Source organism: Paenibacillus tundrae (genome assembly GCF_030812775.1).
Lineage (GTDB): Bacteria > Bacillota > Bacilli > Paenibacillales > Paenibacillaceae > Paenibacillus > Paenibacillus tundrae_A.
Genome location: NZ_JAUSTI010000020.1, coordinates 1 through 18,846, shown reverse-complemented (window position 1 = coordinate 18,846; position 18,846 = coordinate 1). Strand labels below are relative to the sequence as shown.

Below are 18,846 nucleotides of genomic sequence, written 5' to 3'. Positions count from 1 at the left end.
CCGTGAAGAACAAAGATGTTGTCGATATCTATCCTCTGTCGCCGATCCAACAGGGAATGCTGTTCCATTCCCTGTACGATCAGGGTATACAGGCTAACGATACGTACCTTACTCAGATTAATCTTGAAGTGGAGGGTTCGCTGAACCTGGACATGATGGAGGACGCTTGGAACATTTTGATTGAGCGGCACTCAGTTTTCAGAACCCGATTTCTATGGAATAGCACAGCAGAACCTTTGCAGGCTGTATATCGCCAGGCACGGATCACACTTGAACGGCATGATTGGCAAGCGCTTAAAACTTCAGACAGAGAAGCTGCTCTGGCACGTTTTCTTACCGAGGATCAGGAGCGAGGTATTGATCTAAAAAAGGTTCCTTTAATGCGAGTATCCCTCATTCAGTGGGAAGAAGAACGCTACAATATGGTGTGGATGTGCCACCATCTGTTATTTGACGGGTGGAGCTTCTCTGTAGTACAGGCAGAGTTGCTTCACATATATCAATCATTGGTACGTGGGCAACATATGCAGTTACCAGAGGTGCGTCCTTATAGAGACTTCATTCATTGGCTTCGAAATCAGGATGCTGGGGCGGCTGAGACGTTCTGGAAACAGGAGTTACAGGGCTTTGATTCACCAACTCAGCTCGGAATGAACCTTGGCGGAAGTGCGGAAGAAGAGACTTCATCTGCTCAGCATGACTTAACCATTCCAGAGGAGTACACTACTGCGATCAAAAAACTAGCTACAGAGAGCCGTATCACGGTGAACACCGTGCTTCAAGGTGCATGGGCTCTTATGCTGAGCCGGTACAGCCAGGAATCGGACGTTCTGTTTGGCGTAACTAGCTCAGGACGTGGGGCAGAGCTTGAAGGTGCTGAGTATATGGTAGGCCTCTTCATTAATACGTTACCATTACGTATCCAAGTAGATGGAGAGCAGGTTGTTCGTAAATGGCTTCAATCTGTCCATCATAGACAGTCGACCATTAGACAGTATGAGCATACCTCTCTCGTAGATATTCGTAACTGGACCGACGTACCGCAGGATCAACCGTTGTTCGAGACATTGTTTGTTTTTGAGAATTATCCTACACCGATTGACGACCAGCCAGGTGAGGAATTGGTAAGGATTACGGAAATCAAGGCTACGGAGAAAACGAACTTTCCGATCACCGTATCTCTCTCGCCAGCAGAGTCGGAGTTACATATGAAGGTGATGTATAAAAGCAACCGATTCGATGCTGAATGGATTCAGCGTTTATCCGGTCATTTCATGGAACTGCTGCGCCAAATGGCGGCAACGCCGGATTGTTCACTTGCTCAGTTAGGCATGGTGACTGCTGCAGAACGCCAGCAGCTACTGGTCGATTGGAATGAGACGGATCGAGCCTATAATTGGAGCTGTCTTGTGCACCAGCTGGTGGAAAAGCAAGCGGCTAAAGCGCCCGAAGCACTCGCTGCAACGGATAAGGATCGGCAGATCACGTATGGTGAGCTGAATGAACGGGCGAATGTCTTGGCGCACACTCTCCGTAAGCGGGGTGCACGTCCGGGGAGTTATGTGGGAGTCTGCACGGAGCGTTCCGTTGACTGGTTGGTTGGCATGCTTGGCGTGTTCAAATCAGGAGCCTGCTATGTGCCGCTCGACCCGACCTATCCAGAGGAACGACTGGCGTACATGATGGCAGATGCCAATGTTCCGCTGTTGGTGACTCATTCACAAGTGCTAACCCGGCTAACCGTAGAGTCAGAGGTAGAGGTGCTCTGTTTGGATCGGGAATCGGATTGGTGGATGTTGGATAGCGGCGAGAACGGTGAAATCAGTGAGTACAGAGCTAATCCAGAGCCATGGGCAACTGCGCAAGATCCAGCCTATGTAATCTATACGTCGGGTTCTACAGGACAGCCTAAGGGTGCAATCCTTCGTCATCAAGGCTTGCTGAATGTTGTTTTGTGGCACCAAGGTCGGTTTGGAACAAGCCCAGCAGACCGCGGCGCTCAGATCGCGCGGATGGGCTTTGATGCTTCCTTGCTGGAAACCTGGCCGCTGCTCTGCTCCGGAGGCAGTGTGCATCTGATGGAGCAAGAGATCGTGCTGAACCCCGAGGGATTGCAACGCTGGCTGCTGGATCAGCAGATCACACTAAGCTGCTTCTTGCCTCCTGTGGTGGCAGAGCAACTGCTGCCACTCACCTGGCCGCAGGATGCGGCATTGCGAGCACTGCTCGCAGGGGGTGAACGACTGCAAATGCGCCCACCAGCGCAGCTCACCTTTGATTACGTGAATATCTATGGGCCAACGGAATGTACGATTCTCAGCACCGTGTCTACGGTAGAGGCGGAGGATGGTAGCTTTACCCCTCCATCGATTGGTGGAGTACTTCCGAATACGCAATTGTACGTATTGGACACCCACCAAAACCCAGTACCTCGCGGGGTACCAGGAGAGTTGTACATTGGCGGTGTTGGGGTCGCTATCGGGTACTTGAACCGGGAGGAGCTGAATGCCGAGAAGTTTGTGGCACATCCGTTTCGGGCAGGGGAGCGTTTGTATCGAACGGGTGACTTGGTGAAATACAACCCGGATGCCACCTTGAGTTACATCGGTCGTGCGGATCATCAGGTGAAAATTCGGGGATTCCGTATCGAATTGGGTGAGATCGAGTCGGTGTTAGTGGGTCACCCAGCAGTGCATAGCGTCATTGTACAGGCGAGGGAGATCGGCGAAACAGGAAAGCAACTGGTCGCTTATATTGCAACCCAGCCGGAGGCCTCCCGTGGCAAAGCCAATGCTGTAATCGTCAACGAGCTACGTGAATATATGAAGCCCAAGCTGCCGCAATTCATGTTGCCTGCGGCATGGGTGGTACTGAACCAGTTCCCTGTAACACCAAACGGCAAGGTGGACCGGAAAGCTCTGCCTGAACCAACGCTAAGTGAGCTGTATGGCGCACAGGATTATGTGGCTCCGCGCCATCCGGTGGAAGAGATGCTGGCGGGAATCTGGTCAGACGTGTTGGGGTTACAGCGAATTGGTGCGCATGATCATTTCTTCGAGCTTGGGGGTCATTCCCTCTTAGCCACACAGATCGTATCTCGGGTGAAGAAGTTGTTTGGCATCGAGTATCCACTTGCTCAAGTCTTCCAACGTCCAGTGCTCTCTCAGATGGCGAAGCGGATTCAGGAGCTCCGCAGTACAGAAGGTGGGCAGGATGTTGCTGCCACATCCAGTATGGTGGATGTTACGCGTGAACAGAATGTACCGTTATCCTTTGCACAGCAGCGGATGTGGTTCTTTGAGCAAATGTATCCGGGAAACCGAAATTATCATATCCCTTCCCTCTGGCGTCTGAATGGTTCTGTTCAACGGGAGGTACTGGAGCGCAGCATCCATGATCTGATTCAAAGGCATGAGTCACTACGAACTTCCTTTCTTTCGGGAGAAGGAAACGAACCGCTACAGGTAGTGCAGCCTGAGATCCCGTCAGTGCTGACCTATATGGATCTGCAAAATCACCCGGATGCTCTCCAACAAGCAATGCATTGGATTACAGATGAGGGAGACCAGCCATTCTCGTTGCGTCAGGGACCGTTGCTGCGTGCAGTCTTAGTTCAGCTAGCGCCTCAAGAGTACGTGCTGGGGGTGACTATGCACCATATCATCTCCGATGGATGGTCTATGGGTGTCTTCATCCGAGAGTTGAGTGCACTATACACAGCTCATTTGCTCGGAGAGGCTGCGCCTTTTGCAGAACTTCCGATTCAATATGCAGATTATGCGATCTGGCAGCGGAAGTGGCTTGGTGAAGGTGTGATGGATCGCCAACTGGACTATTGGAGGCAGCAGCTACAGGATGTGTCCATTCTTCAATTGCCAACGGATTATCCTCGTCCGGCTGCTCAGACATTTGAAGGCGCAACGGAACGATTCCATATTGCCGAGCCCCTCCTGGCTGAACTGAAGAAGTTGAGTCGCCGTGAAGGCACGACGTTATATATGACACTTTTATCTGCATGGAAAGTCCTACTGCATCGGTACACCCAACAGGATGACATTGCCGTGGGTACACCAATTGCTAACCGGAATCAGGAGGAGACCGAAGGGTTGATTGGCTTCTTCGCCAATACACTTGTACTTCGATCTCAATTTGCAGGTAACATGAGCTTTCGCCAATTATTAACCCAAGTGAAGGAAACGGCGCTACAGGCTTATATGCATCAGGATGTTCCTTTTGAGAAGCTTGTTGAAGAATTGCAGCCTGATCGAGACACCGGTCATACGCCATTATTTCAAGTACTCTTTACTTTGCAAAATACACCTGCAGATGATTTCAGTATTCCTGATGTTCATGTACATTCCATTGAGCTTCAGGGGAATACAGCACTGTTTGATCTTTCTCTTATTATGGAGGAGAAGCAGCAAGGGCTGGGTGGTGACCTGATCTATAACACGGCTTTGTTTGCTGGTGCAGGAATGAAGCGACTCGTACAGCATTTTCACATCCTATTAGAAGGAATTGTGGCGAATCCGGATCAAGCAATGAATGAACTTCCACTTCTATCCAAGGAAGAACAGCATCAGCTCATTGTTGAATGGAATCAGAACCAACGTGATTATTCATGGGAACGTTGCGTTCATGAACTGTTTGAAGCACAAGCCGCTACAGCACCTGATGCGCTTGCCATGTCGGACGGAGACGAGCAGCTACGTTATGGGGAATTAAACCACAAGGCGAATCAACTGGCTCATGAGCTGCGTAACAGAGGTGCTAGACGGGGAATGAATGTCGGTGTTTGCATGGAGCGTTCTGCAGACTGGCTAATCGCCATGATCGCTGTATTCAAATCAGGTGCATGCTATGTACCGCTGGATCCAACCTATCCAGAGGATCGGCTTCGTTTCATCATGGAGGATGCCCAGGTAGGAATATTGATTACAGGAACGACCCTTATGGATCAGCCTTCGGCAACTGTAGCTGAAGTCATCTACGTAGATCAAAGTGAGCCATGGATGCAAGGGAATCACGGAAATCCTGTGCCAGCATCCACTGCCGATGACATTGCTTATATTATTTATACCTCAGGTTCAACGGGCAAACCGAAGGGAGCTATGCTGAAACACAAAGGGTTGCTAAATGTGATCTTCTGGCATCACGAACGCTTCGGTATTACACCTTCGGATCGAAGCGCGCAGGTTTCACGAATGGGCTTTGATGCTTCGTTGCTAGAGGTGTGGCCGTTCCTCACCGCGGGTGCCAGTGTTCATCTGATGGAGCAGGAAGTCGTTATGGATGCACAGGTATTACAACAGTGGTTCCTGAATAAAGGCATCACGATAGGTTGTTTTTTGCCACCGGTTATTGCCGAGCAATTGCTTGATTTAACGTGGCCTCAGGAAGGTGTATTCAGATCTATTATGGTGGGTGGAGACCGTCTTCAGCTTCGTCCACCTGCAGATCTTCCGTTCGAATATATTAATATTTATGGGCCAACCGAGTGTACTATCCTTAGTACAGAAGGATGTGTGGCTAGTCGTGAGACCAATAATCAAGCTCCATCCATTGGGTGGGGATTACCGAATATCACGTTATATGTGTTAGATCCACAGCTTCATCCGGTTCCGATTGGTGTTCCTGGAGAATTGTACATTGGCGGAGTTGGCGTTGCTGCTGGTTATCTGAATCGTGAGGAATTAACGGCTGAGAAGTTTATTCCACATCCATTCCAGCTTGGAGAAAAGCTGTACCGGACAGGGGATTTGGTGAAATTGAATGAGGATGCTTCCTTTGAGTTTGTCAGCCGGGTAGATCATCAGGTGCAGCTTCGAGGGTTCCGAATAGAGCTTGGGGAGATTGAGTCTGTTATATCGAGCCATCCATCCGTGCAGACAGCTCTCGTATTGGTGAAAGAAACCAAGCAGCATGGTTCGCAATTGGTCGCTTATTTGACGGGAAGGGATACTCAGGTTCCTGTGATTGAGGATGTAAGAGAACATGTCAAACGCAAGCTTCCGCACTTTATGATTCCATCGGCATGGGTGGTAATGGACGAGTTCCCATTGACTCCGAACCGGAAGTTAGATCGCAGAGCATTACCTGATCCAGTTGGTGATGAGGCTTATGGCGTGAAGGAATACGTCGCTCCCCAGAGCCCGATGGAACAGGTGATTGCCGAAATTTGGACAGAGGTATTAGGTGTATCCAGAGTAGGGATTCATGATGACTTCTTTGCACTTGGGGGACATTCGCTCCTTGCTGTACAGATGATCTCCAGATTGAATGCCAGACAGGGCACTGACGCCAAGTTAGCCGATTTATTTGGTCAGCCGATTCTACAAGCATTCGCAGGTAAGGTAGAGCAACAACCTTTTGCCTCCAGCACACTTACTCCAATCAAACGCATATCACGGAAAGCCCAAACTGTTCAGCCTTAAAGTGTATGTTCGAAAAGTCCGCCAAAGCGGACTTTTTGAATAACCTTCTAAACCTAGCGACAGGAGGAACTGTATTGAATACACATCGGAGTGATGAAGTGCATGGTGATGTCTACGTCTTTCCACTATCCTTTGCCCAACAGAGACTGTGGTTTATTCAACAGCTTGACCCGGATAGTTCCGCTTATCATATGAATTCGTTATGGAGACTAGAAGGAGAGCTTGACCTAGATGTGCTACAACGCAGTGTTCAAGAATTGGTCGATAGGCATGAATCACTAAGGACGTTTTTCCGAGAAGAAGAAGGAGCAGCCGTCCAATGTGTGGCGGAACGACTTCACTCTTGTGTCGATGTCATTGAATTGACCCATGCGGATGAGCAGGCTGCTGTGGACTGGATATCGAGAAGAGCAGCTGATCCTTACGAGATGTCGGAGGGGCCACTGTTCAGAGCGGTGCTTATCCCGTTGGAGCCTAAGAAGTTCGTTTTTTCAATCATGATGCATCATATCATCTCTGATGGCTGGTCCATGAATGTACTCATGAATGAATTGAGGGTACTATATAGTTCTTTCCTTGTTCATCAGCCCTCACCGCTCCCTGATCTACCCTTACAGTATGTGGACTATACGATGTGGCAACGTGAACTATTAGAAGGAACATTATTAGACACCCAGTTGGACTATTGGAAAAATAAACTCAAGGGAGCCGAAGTGCTTCAGCTTCCAACCGATGCACCTAAACTCCCTTTTCAGTCTGCCCGTGGCGGAAAACTGGAATTTACCGTGGATTCATCTCTGATTCAATTGCTAAGACAAATAGCTCAACAAGAAGGCGCAACGCTATATATGGCTATGTTGACAGCCTTTAAGCTACTACTACAGCGGTATAGTGGGCAAGTTGATATTTCAGTAGGTACAGTGAATGCGAATCGGAATCGAGAGGAACTCGAAGGGGTATTCGGCTTTTTTGCCAATACACTCGTTATTCGTTCGCAGCTCTCTGCGGACATCAGTTTCAGATCGCATTTGCGGCAGGTGAAGCAGAATACGATTGAGGCTTATGCCCATCAGGATGTTCCTTTTGAGAAAATAGTAGAGGCACTGCAGCCGGATCGTTCTATGACCGATAATGCGCTGTTTCAGGTTTTTTTCAGCATGGCATCCTTTGCGGAGGCTTCGATTGATATGGCAGGCGTATCGCTGGTTGAGCTCGAACCGGAGGTCGATACGGTTTCCTTTGATCTGACGTTAAGCCTGCAGGAGCAGGGCGATTGTGTAAAAGGCACTTTTTTATATCATGCTGATCTATTTAAAGAGGCGACCATAGGTAGAATGGCCGATAGTTTTGGCGTGTTGTTACAGAGTATTGTTCATTCGCCTAATGAGGCAGTCGGTCATCTCCCTATACTATCTGAGCAAGAATTGCATAAGCAGCTTGTGGAATGGAATGATACAGAGCGTGATATTCCAGAGATCAGCATTCATGAGTTGTGGCAGCAAAAGGTGAAGGAAACTCCGGATGCACTAGCCGTCACGTGTGGTGCAATGCAACTAACCTATATTCAGTTGAATCAGCAAGCCAATCAATTGGCGAGGTATATGCAGGAGCGTGGTGTGCGTGAACATGATCTTGTAGGGATATGTCTCGACAAATCTGTGCAGATGGTTGTAACCATTCTGGCTGTTCTCAAAGCGGGTGCAGCATATGTGCCTATAGATCCTAGCTACCCTGCAGAGCGGTTGTCTTACATGCTTCAGGACGCTAGTCCACATACGATGGTGATCAACAGTGCTGGTCTGGAACATCTATCAATGGATTCGATGAACGTCATTTGTCTGGATCGTGAGTACGAGCAGATTAGTCTGGAGTCTACCAAGGATATAGAATCTACGGTGGCCTCAGACAGCATGGCGTATGTGATCTATACCTCAGGTTCAACAGGGAAACCGAAGGGTGTAATGATTGCTCATCGTAGTGTTGTTAATCTAGCGATCGACAATATCGAAACCTTCGCAGTAACACCTGCGGATCATGTCATGCAGTTTGCATCATTCAGCTTCGACGGATCGGTGTTCGAGACGATGACGGCTCTACTGTCTGGGGCAAGTCTTCATATCTATCAGCGCGGTGAAGATCTCGGAGCATTTTTGCAAAGACAGCATATTACATTCGGGGCATTCCCACCCTCTGTTCTTGCCACATTGGAGGAAGAAGAGGTTGCGAATCTACGTGTGATGATTGTAGCTGGGGAGAAGTGCCCCGCAGAGCTGATTGAAAAATATAATAAACATAACCGGATGTATAATTCATATGGTCCGTCTGAATCAACTGTAGCAGCCACTGTATATCAATACCGAGTGGAACAGCCGGATTCCATCGGACGACCGATTACCAACAGTCGTGTATATATATTGGATCAGTATCTCCAACCTGTACCTGTTGGTGTGCAGGGTGAAATCTATATCGCTGGTCGGGGACTAGCTCTTGGGTATCTGAATAAACCTGATTTAACCGCTGAACGTTTCGTAGAATCCTGCTTTCATACGAATGAGCGACTGTATAAGACCGGTGATCTGGGACGTTATTATACGGATGGAAGTATTCAATTCTTAGGAAGAACCGATTATCAGGTGAAAATTCGTGGATTTCGGATTGAACTCGGTGAGGTGGAGGCAACGCTCGCAGAGCACCCCCATGTGGATGAGGTGTTGGTGGATGCGCGAGCCAACCATCTGGGAGACCAGACATTGGTTGCTTACCTGGTGCTTAAAGAAAATTATGCGTGGGATTATGAACCGCTGGAGAAGTATGCACAGGAGCGATTACCTGTTCATATGGTGCCAAGCCATTGGGTGTTTGTGCCAAAGTTCCCGCTCACACCGAATAATAAAATTGACCGTAAAGCCTTGGCCGACCCTGTATGGGAAGATGAAGCTACGATGGATACAGAGCTAACCCAAGATGAGGTGCGGCTACGCGACTTATGGGTGGAGGTACTCGGGCCAGGCAACCCGATTGGGTCCAATAGCAATTTCTTTAAGTTAGGCGGACATTCGTTAAAAGCCATGCAGTTGATTAGCAAAATCAATAAATCGTATGGCGTGCAACTGGCAGTGAAGCAGCTATTCATGTACCCAACATTGTCTCAATTGGCAGTCAGTATTCAGAAAGGGATCATCCACGAGACGAATCAGATTCGTGTTCCTTTGCAGGCAGGAAGAGGGGAGAAAACCCTCTTTGTGATCCACCCCCAAGGTGGGGATGTGCTTGGTTATCTGGATCTGGTACGTCAATTGGAGGATGATGTAACGGTCTATGGCTTACAGGCTCGAGGGTATAACTCGGAAGAGACACCTTTAACGACAATTGAAGATATGGCTCAAGCCTATCTGCAAGAAATGGATCAGGTTCAATCCCATGGACCATATCATATCTTAGGTTGGTCATTCGGCGGTTACATTGCAGTAGAGATCACCCGACTGCTGGAACAAAGAGGGGATGAAGTGGCACTACTGGGTATCGTCGATGTCCCTGCTGAAGCGATAAAAGCAGGAGCAGACTCTCGATCCACCTCAGTTCCATCGCTCAGCATGTGTGCGGCAACACAACTTGGATTGACCATGGAAATGCTGGATGGCGAGGTCGAAGAACATGATCTGGCGCAGATCTATGCACTTGCCAAGAAGTGGAACAGGCTTCCGCCAGGTTTGACAATGGAGCAGATGACTCGCAATGCACGCATTATGGTTGTGAACCAAAGAGCGATTGAGAAGTATATATTGAAAGGTAAACTACGGACTGATATTCATCTATGGTATGCTTCGCAACCGACAGACACGCATCAAGTTATTCATCCTTCGGGGTGGCATGGTTTGAGTCTAGGCAAGGTGTATGCACAGGAATTGGCATGTAATCATTTTTCGATTGTAACTACACCGCATGTCCATGTTATCGCGGAAAGGTTGAATCACTTTGTTATGATGGTGCACTCGTAGGCACTAGGTAGGTTAGGGTACTCAGAATCCTCAGATATTATTAATTACTCTAGATAAATAGAGAATTTTGAGATAATAGATCTCTAGAATCTATGTAATCCATAGTTATCATTTAATTTCACTAAGTCACCTAAAATTACCTGAGTTATCTCAATTATCTCAATTACCAGAGATATTCATAGCCCCGTCGTATTTCCTACGGCGGCTGTGGGTATCTTTTTTTTCTCTTTTCGGATGACCTATCTCTTGAAAATGCCTTGAACCTATTGATTAAATGAACCTGCTATAATACCATATCCATGAAGATTAACCTCCACCTAAATACACAGCTGATCTTATCAGAGATGCAGAAGCTCATGTGTGATTCGAATTCCACTTGATGTAATAACCCCTTACTTTTTTGACAGGAAAGCTTACTTTTGTTTATGTCATGTGCGGCAATGGATCGTTACAATAGATTTTGTAAGCGATTTCATAAATGCAAAAAGGGGAGGAATTTCATTCATGATGATTACGAAAAAGTGGGTAACCCTGTTCTGCCTGTCCCTGTTATTGTTCGCTACAGCCTGTTCTGGAGGGTCTTCCGGTACAACGGCTTCTTCTGACGAAGGAGGCAAAGGAGATACCTCAGGTAAGATTGAACTTCGTATGACCTGGTGGGGATCACAGACCAGACATGATCTAACAACCAAAGTGATCAAATTATTTGAAGAGAAGCATCCGGGCATCACCATTAAACCTGAATATTCAGGCTGGGATGGTTATTTTGATAAGCTGACCACGCAGGTAGCCGGTTCTAACGCCCCAGATATCCTACAGATGGATTACGCGTTTCTGACTGATTTTGCTCGGCGTGGTGCCTTGCTTGACCTGACGCCGTATGCAGATAGCCAAGAGCTGCGGACTAAGGATCATGATCAGAGTATGATCACAGCCGGATCGATTGATGATAAATTGTACGCAATTACCCTAGGAGTCAACGCACCAGGTGTCATTTATGATGCTACCGTATTCCAGGAGTTAGGTATTGAAGAGCCTCAGGAGAGCTGGACATGGAAGGACTTTGAAGATATTGCGACTAAGATTGCTGCAGCCAAAGGGGATGGATTCTACGGCTCTGCAGATATTTCTGGAGCAACGAATATGTTTGAAGTATTTATCCGGCAAACGGGAAAAGGGTTGTTTGACGGAGGCACAATCACAGCGACGAATGAGGAGTTACAGCAGTGGTTTGAGATGTGGGCTGCCCTACGTGAGAGTGGAGGCGCAACTTCTGCGGAGGTGACGGCTTCCACAACGAATGCACTGGAGACACGACCGATTTCACTCGGAACAGCGGCAATGGATTTTGCATGGTCTAACCAATTGCTGACGTTCCAGCAGGTGAACAAAAATCAGGATCATAAAATCGCCATCCAAGTACTTCCTCACGGCGAGAATGAAAAGCAAATCGGCGAATACCTGAAACCAGGTCAATTTCTCTCCGGTTATGCCAAAACGAAGCATCCAAAGGAAGTCGCTATGTTCATTGACTTTATGGTAAATGACCCAGAGGCAACGGCAATTCTAGGCTCAGAACGTGGTGTGCCAGTCAACGCAAGCATTCGTGAGCAGATGCAACCAACATTGCCAGAAGCAGAACAAGCTATTTTCCAATTCATTGATACCGTATCGAAGCATTCCAGTGAGATCGACCCGCCATACCCGCAAGGATTCGCTGAGGTGGACACAAGCTTCAAGAGCACAAGCGAGCAGATCGCCTTTGGTCAGGGCAGCATGCAGGATGTCATTGCCCAGTTTATTGAAGGTGCCAAAGCAACGCTTGGATCGAGTCAATAACGAGTGAAGCTGTTCCAGACTTTCTAATTCTGCGGGGAGGTTGCGATAAGATGACTACATCACAGGTCAGTCAAGCTCGAATCGAGAATGTAGCCACCCGGCGAGTGAAACGAAGATACGCGCATAACGGAGCTGCCCTTCTGTTTCTCGCCCCATGGCTTGTTGGATTGTTATTTCTGACCCTAGGTCCCATGCTGGTATCGTTGTATATTTCCTTTACCAATTATAGTATCCTGGCCGCCCCTTCCTGGGTCGGTCTGGACAACTACATGACGATGTTTACATCGGATAAGCTGTTTATCCAGTCGCTCAAGGTCACGTTCACCTATGTTGCCGTATCGGTACCGGTCAAGCTTATTTTTGCATTACTTGTCGCCATGCTACTCAACAAAGGCATACGTGGACTCGGCATTTACCGAACAGTGTATTACATCCCGACGCTGCTTGGAGGCAGTGTGGCGATTGCCATGTTATGGCGCAAAATGCTAGGCGGCGATGGGTTACTTAACGGTGTGCTTGCTATGGTGGGCATTAAAGCCCCGGATTGGGTTGCTAATCCGAAGTATGCTCTATATTCAATTGTACTATTATCCGTATGGCAGTTCGGTTCATCCATGATTATTTTCTTAGCAGGCTTGAAGCAGATTCCACCTGAATATGATGAGGCTTCAGCCGTGGACGGTGCGGGTCCTTTACGGAGATTCTTCTATATAACATTGCCGATCCTATCACCTGTCATCTTCTTCAATCTTGTCATGCAACTCATTACATCCTTTCAGTCGTTCACACAGGCCTTCGTTATAAGTAATGGTAGCGGAGGGCCAGTGAACTCAACATTAATGTACTCTCTGTATTTGTACAAAAAAGGCTTCTCCTTTTTTCAAATGGGCTATGCTTCCGCAATGGCGTGGGTGCTGGTTGTTCTGATCGGGGTATTTACATTGCTGGTATTCCGCAGTAGCAAGCTGTGGGTGCACTATGAGGATGGTGGGAAATCATGATCGGACAACGTAATTCCGTTACGTGGGTGGTTGCCAAACATGTGCTGATCTCAGGCATCGCTTTTGTTATGTTGTACCCCATCCTCTGGATGCTGGGCAGTTCGTTCAAACCAGGACATATGATCTTTACGGAAACCTGGTTTTGGCCGAAGGAATGGAACTGGCAAAATTATATGACTGGATGGTCGGGAATCCAGGGCAATCCATTCTCGCGCTTTTTGACCAACTCCATCGTGTTGTCGCTGGGTGCTGTGCTCGGGAATGTGATCTCCTGCTCCATGGCAGCATATGCGTTTGCCCGGCTGAACTTTCGTTTCAAAGCGATCTGCTTCGGCTTGATGCTCATGACGATTATGTTGCCGCATCATGTCACGCTGATCCCACAATATATCCTTTTTAACCACCTGGAGTGGGTGAATACGTATCTACCCCTCGTTGTGCCCAAATGGCTGGCAACGGATGCGTTTTTCATTTTCCTCATGGTTCAGTTCTTCCGGGGGCTTCCCAAAGAGCTGGATGAGGCGGCAACTATTGATGGATGTGGTCCAGTGAGAATATACACCAAGATCATTATTCCACTTGCGTTTCCAGCACTGGTTACCACGATGATATTTACATTCTTATGGACATGGGACGATTTCTTCAGTCAGTTGATCTATCTAAGTGATGTAAGTAAATACACGGTGCCGCTAGGTTTGCGTCTGTTCCTGGATTCCAGCTCCCAATCGGATTGGGGTCCGATGTTTGCCATGTCAGTGCTATCACTAGTGCCGTGTTTTATCGTATTTATCGTGTGCCAGAAGTACTTCGTGGAAGGAATCGCAACCTCCGGGCTTAAAGGGTAACTCCAAGACGAAAGAGTGATTCCATGAGGAAACGAGCATTATCCAGATGGTTTAATCAGAAGCTGCAACAAAGCAAGCTCTCCACGTTGATGGTGACTTGCTTTATTGCATTTAACCTGTTGCTGGTGTCTGTCATTGTTTGGTTGGCGTATCAATCCTTCTCCGCAGTCACGTTTACCGAGATTAGCAAGGCGCGATTAGCCCTTCTTAATGAAAGCACCCGTCGAGGATTTGATTTTATAACAGGTGTGACGGGGACTGCATACTCACTGACCAGCAATAGAGAGCTGTCTACTCTCTTGGAGACCGCTGGCAAAGGCCGGTTGACCCAGATTCATCAGCGGCGCGAAGTATCCAAAATACTGGATCATACGGTGGTCGTTAGCGAGGGTATTACGTCGGTGGAGCTGTACACGGATGCTTTTAATGGTGTGACGATAACGACAGAGGACCGGATTTACCCGGTGAATACAATTGCTGATGCCGAATGGTTTGTGGCGCTGGAGCAAGCTGATGGAGCCTGGGTGCCTCTTAGGGAAAATGAGTCTGGCCACTCGCTGATCGGGTATGCCCAGCGGATATTTAACGGCCGAGGTAACACTGTAGCTTATGTTCTCATTCGGTTAAGTCGTGCCGATATTGTGCGTCGATTTGCAGATATGCCCATGGTGTTGGATGGGCAAGTACTGCTGGTCGATACCGCGGGTAACGTGATTATGCATATGGGTGATTCTGCACCTGAGGATCAGGCTTCTTCCACAATATCTGCACAAAACGCTATACCGCTAGTCGACAGTGCCTGGATTCAAGAGCATGCCGAGCATGGAGATGACGGGTTCGAAGTTGTATCCGGGCAATCTGGTGGCGCGCAGCTTGTGCTGTATTCCCGGCCAGCGATGCTTCAATGGCGCTTGGTGCAGACCATCCCTGTTCATATGCTCTTATCCCCAGTTAGAGAAGCAGGGTGGAAAGTGCTTGTCATTGCTGTGATCGGTCTATTGTGTTCAGCAATACTTGCGTGTTTATTCGTGCGACGCATTGTTCATCCGATTCGTCAATTAATCAAACGAATGCGGCAATTAGAGAAGGGTGACTTTGAGACCCGGGTACAGCTTTCATTTACGGAGGAATATGCTCATTTAGCATATGGCTTTAATCATATGGCGTCCCAACTGACAACGCTGATGGAGCAGGTGCGGGAAGAGAGTCGCGCTAAACGGGCAGCACAGACAGGTTTACTTGAAGCACAGATCAAACCTCATTTTCTGTACAATACACTCGATATGATCCATTGGCGTGCACTTGATTATGAAGCGAAGGATATCAGTCGTATGATTGTACAGCTTAGCAAGCTCCTGCGAATCGGACTGAGTGGGGGCAGGTTGTTTATTCATATTCGAGATGAATTAGAACATGCCCGTTGTTATGTTAGCATTCAGTCAGAACGATTACCGTTCTCCATCGATTATCAGGAAAGGATTGACCCGCGGGTTAGAGGTTATTACATCCCGAAGATTATTTTGCAGCCCTTTATCGAGAATGCCGTGATCCACGGACATCCGAAGGAAGACATGCTGCGAATTCGAGTGCATATTCATGAAGAGACTGGAGACGAAGGGAGTCGAGTTTCGTCAGGTATCGTAATTCGTATTTTGGATAATGGGCAGGGTATGCCGGAAGGTTGGAGGATGGAAGATACGTCAGGAATAGGCGTGCAGAACGTACATCAGCGGATTCAGCTCTATTGCGGTACGAATTACGGGGTTCGTATAGGCGTTGGTGAGCTTGGTGGAGTCGAAGTGGTCATTACGTTGCCGCGCATCGAAACAGAAGAGCAGCTAAATCAGTGGTTGGGTGGTGAAAACAAATGAAGACGATCATGCTCGTAGACGATGATCCTCATATTATCAAAGCCTTAACGGATCACATTCATTGGTCTTCTCTCGGTCTTCGTATTGCCGGAACAGCTTCCAACGGGTTAGATGCGCTGGAACTATTTCATCGTCTGCATCCTGATCTAGTGATGACGGATGTGTATCTGCCGGGAATGACAGGACTTGAGGTGACGCAAACGTTGCGGAAGGAACACCCTCATCTGCCGATTATCATTCTGAGCGGATACGATGAATTCGAGAACGCCCGAGCAGCTATGCGCTGGGGTGTGAATCACTTTTTGCTAAAGCCTGCAGAGGTAGAGGAGATTGAGTCTGTGCTGCGTGATGTATTGCTGGAGCAGGATGTACGGGAGCGGCATGAGCGGCTAGAGCGGACATACAAACAGGAGATAGGAAGAGTGCTTCCCTATTTGCGCAAACACTTTCTGCATGAATTGTTAACGACGCGGTATCGAGCAGACGAGCTGCCAGATGAACGTATAAGTTATGTAGGGATTCGTAAGGGCTCCCCAGTACGCGCCATCAGCCTACAACTTAATCGACCTGGATTTCTAACGCGGATGAAAGAGCGGGATTGGCAGTTGCTACGCTACGGAGCAGCAGACATTATTCAGGAGACCATCAAGGAGCAGATTCCACATATGCCTGATTGTCAGGTAGAAATTGTAGACTATTCCGATCGTTTATTTGTGCTACTGTTATTTGCCGAGAATGATGACCTTGAACAGGTTCAATCGCTAGTGGAGCAGATGATCGATCAGATTTTCACGTACCTCAAGCTAGAACTGAGTGCTGGAATTGGTCGTGTGAAGGGTCACTTGTGCGAGGTGATGGATTCTTATCTGGAGAGTAGAGAGGCGCTGGAAGCAGCAGAATTTCAGGGAGGCAGCCGTGTATATCGTTATCAATCGTCAGAAGCAGCAGAATCTAGTGTGACGGATTACTCGCTTTTGCTGCGACAATGGAATGAAGCGTGGGTGGATATCCGGCCTGATCTGGCAGAAGAGGTATGGCATCATATCCGTAGTTTGCTGAATGGAGGGAGTTGTAATGGGATTCAGGATGTGCAGGTTGTGGCCGTGAGTCTGTTTGATACGCTGATTCATAGTTGGAATCGACATTATCCGATGCTAACCCCTCCGCTCGCCATGAGTGATTTTTTGCAAGAAATTCAATCGAAGTATGCTCTGCAGAACCTGATAAGCTGGCTAGACGACATTATTCATAATTGGCTGGAGCAGACAAGGAAGGAGATGGGCGAGAAGAAGAGCAATAAGCTCGTAGAACAGGTCAAGCGATACGTGGAATTGCATTACGCTGAAGAGATCAGTTTTGAAGCGATCGCTAAGGGTCTTTTTGTGCATCCTAAATATCTGAGCCAGTTATTTAAAAGGGTGAGTGGAGAAAACTTTGTGAGTTATCTGAACGGCTATCGAGTCCAGAAGGCAATGGAGCTGTTGCAGTCGGGGAATTACATGGTGTATGAAGTCAGTGAGATGACGGGATTCCGGAATGCGACATATTTTAGCCAGGTGTTCAAAATGCTCACAGGTAAGAGTCCATCAGAAGTTGGCTAGCTAGTGCAATGACGAATGTATATGTAATGGAGAGAAAGGGGGAATTTTTAATGATTCTTGAACAGCAGGTATTTAACGTAAAAGGAATGAACTATTCGATCAGATCGGCAGAGGAAAATGATGCTGGTGAATTGTCCTCACTTCGTGTGCAGATTGATGGCGAAACCGAGAATATGGATCGCGAGCAGGGTGAAGCGTACATTGATGAGGCAGGATTTGCGGGTATCATCCAAGTGGATGCACAGAAGGCGAGAAACCTGTTTCTCGTGGCTGTGGTACAAGGTCGAATTGTAGGCTATGCGAGATGCGAAGGAGTGGACTTACAACGCTTTGCTCACAAGGTTGAATTCGGTGTATGTGTTGCGAGAGAATTCTGGGGGTATGGGATAGGGAAGAAGCTATTGGAGATATCTATTCATTGGGCAGATACGACGGGTGTCGAGAAAATGACGTTGAACGTGTTAGGTACGAACGATAAAGCAGTAGAACTTTATAAGAAAGTAGGTTTTGAAGTCGAGGGAATTATGAGGAGAGATCGATTGCATGCAGACGGGAAGTTCTATGACACTATTGTAATGGGTAGGTTTAGATCTCAAGCGTAAGAGTTAGTGTGTTGAAGATGTGAAGGTAACGGGATGGGTATATTGGAAGTAAGAGAAAGTGAAGTCTAGTATAGTACAGAGTAAAGTGTAGTGAAGTAGAGCGGTCTAATGGGGGGATGAATTAGTTCAACCTGGTCTACCTTAGTCCAGATTAATGTGAGAAAGGTGTGCTTCTTCATATTATTATCTCTTTTACCTCTATAATGAGGATTATATGGTGAGAATGTTATGTTCATTAGGTAGAGATATATTATTGGATTAAGTTAGTAGGTTTTATTACGAGGATTATATCAAAATAGAGATTGAGAAAGTTATTGAAGGGTAATACGTTAGAACACTTTTAAATATCTAGTAGGCTTATATCTATTGATATAGGCTGAACGAGAGATGTTTAGGTATATGTGGTCTAAGATCTAGTTTGAAAGCAAGCGAAATGAAACTAGACTCAAAACTCAAAAGATAAATAAATTTGAAAAAAGAGTTGCAATAATTAAACCAGCATGGTATATTCTAATTCCGGCCAAGAAAACACGAGAAACACGGTGCGGCAAGCAAACAACATAAGCTTCGAAAGAAACTTAAAAAAAGAGCTTGCAAAGTTGGTTCGGATGTGATAAGATATAAAAGTTGCTGACGAGAACGAATGTCGGCGCTG

Annotated in this window: 8 protein-coding genes; all 8 read left to right on the top strand. The window is 47.4% G+C overall.

The features are described from left to right. Positions 1 to 2 precede the first annotated feature (2 nt). The 8 genes from J2T19_RS24390 to J2T19_RS24355 all read left to right on the top strand — a co-directional run bounded on the left by J2T19_RS24390 (position 3) and on the right by J2T19_RS24355 (position 18,191). Positions 3 to 6,434: a non-ribosomal peptide synthetase gene (locus J2T19_RS24390; protein WP_307220494.1), complete on the top strand. Its 6,432-nt coding sequence runs from the start codon at positions 3 to 5 to the stop codon at positions 6,432 to 6,434. A gap of 74 nt (positions 6,435 to 6,508) precedes the next feature. Continuing rightward, positions 6,509 to 10,432, top strand: a complete 3,924-nt coding sequence (locus J2T19_RS24385) for a non-ribosomal peptide synthetase (protein WP_307220491.1) — start codon at positions 6,509 to 6,511, stop codon at positions 10,430 to 10,432. Between the two features lie 504 nt (positions 10,433 to 10,936). Next, entirely contained in the window at positions 10,937 to 12,271 is a 1,335-nt protein-coding gene (locus tag J2T19_RS24380) for an ABC transporter substrate-binding protein (RefSeq protein ID WP_307220489.1), read from the top strand. Between the two features lie 50 nt (positions 12,272 to 12,321). Continuing rightward, a complete protein-coding gene (locus tag J2T19_RS24375; protein ID WP_307220486.1) occupies positions 12,322 to 13,272 on the top strand; it encodes a carbohydrate ABC transporter permease in 951 nt (316 codons plus the stop codon). Continuing rightward, on the top strand, positions 13,269 to 14,117 hold the full coding sequence (locus J2T19_RS24370) for a carbohydrate ABC transporter permease (protein WP_145052136.1): 849 nt from the start codon (positions 13,269 to 13,271) through the stop codon (positions 14,115 to 14,117). Before J2T19_RS24375 ends, J2T19_RS24370 begins: the two co-directional genes overlap by 4 nt. Positions 14,118 to 14,140: 23 nt before the next feature. Next, positions 14,141 to 15,988: a cache domain-containing sensor histidine kinase gene (locus J2T19_RS24365; RefSeq protein WP_307220480.1), complete on the top strand. Its 1,848-nt coding sequence runs from the start codon at positions 14,141 to 14,143 to the stop codon at positions 15,986 to 15,988. Then, entirely contained in the window at positions 15,985 to 17,589 is a 1,605-nt protein-coding gene (locus J2T19_RS24360; RefSeq protein ID WP_307220477.1) for a response regulator, read from the top strand. The genes J2T19_RS24365 and J2T19_RS24360 overlap by 4 nt, the downstream gene beginning before the upstream one ends. A gap of 50 nt (positions 17,590 to 17,639) precedes the next feature. Further along, the gene (locus tag J2T19_RS24355) at positions 17,640 to 18,191 is read left to right on the top strand and encodes a GNAT family N-acetyltransferase (protein WP_307220474.1); all 552 of its coding nucleotides are present in this window, start codon (positions 17,640 to 17,642) and stop codon (positions 18,189 to 18,191) included. The last annotated feature ends 655 nt before the right edge of the window (positions 18,192 to 18,846 follow it).

Bases quoted from the DNA above. Each gene is read 5' to 3' on its own strand.
- J2T19_RS24370 (WP_145052136.1), top strand. From the start codon at position 13,269: ATGATCGGACAACGTAATTCCGTTACGTGGGTGGTTGCCAAACATGTG.
- J2T19_RS24360 (WP_307220477.1), top strand. From the start codon at position 15,985: ATGAAGACGATCATGCTCGTAGACGATGATCCTCATATTATCAAAGCC.
- J2T19_RS24380 (WP_307220489.1), top strand. From the start codon at position 10,937: ATGATGATTACGAAAAAGTGGGTAACCCTGTTCTGCCTGTCCCTGTTA.
- J2T19_RS24355 (WP_307220474.1), top strand. From the start codon at position 17,640: ATGATTCTTGAACAGCAGGTATTTAACGTAAAAGGAATGAACTATTCG.
- J2T19_RS24365 (WP_307220480.1), top strand. From the start codon at position 14,141: ATGAGGAAACGAGCATTATCCAGATGGTTTAATCAGAAGCTGCAACAA.
- J2T19_RS24375 (WP_307220486.1), top strand. From the start codon at position 12,322: ATGACTACATCACAGGTCAGTCAAGCTCGAATCGAGAATGTAGCCACC.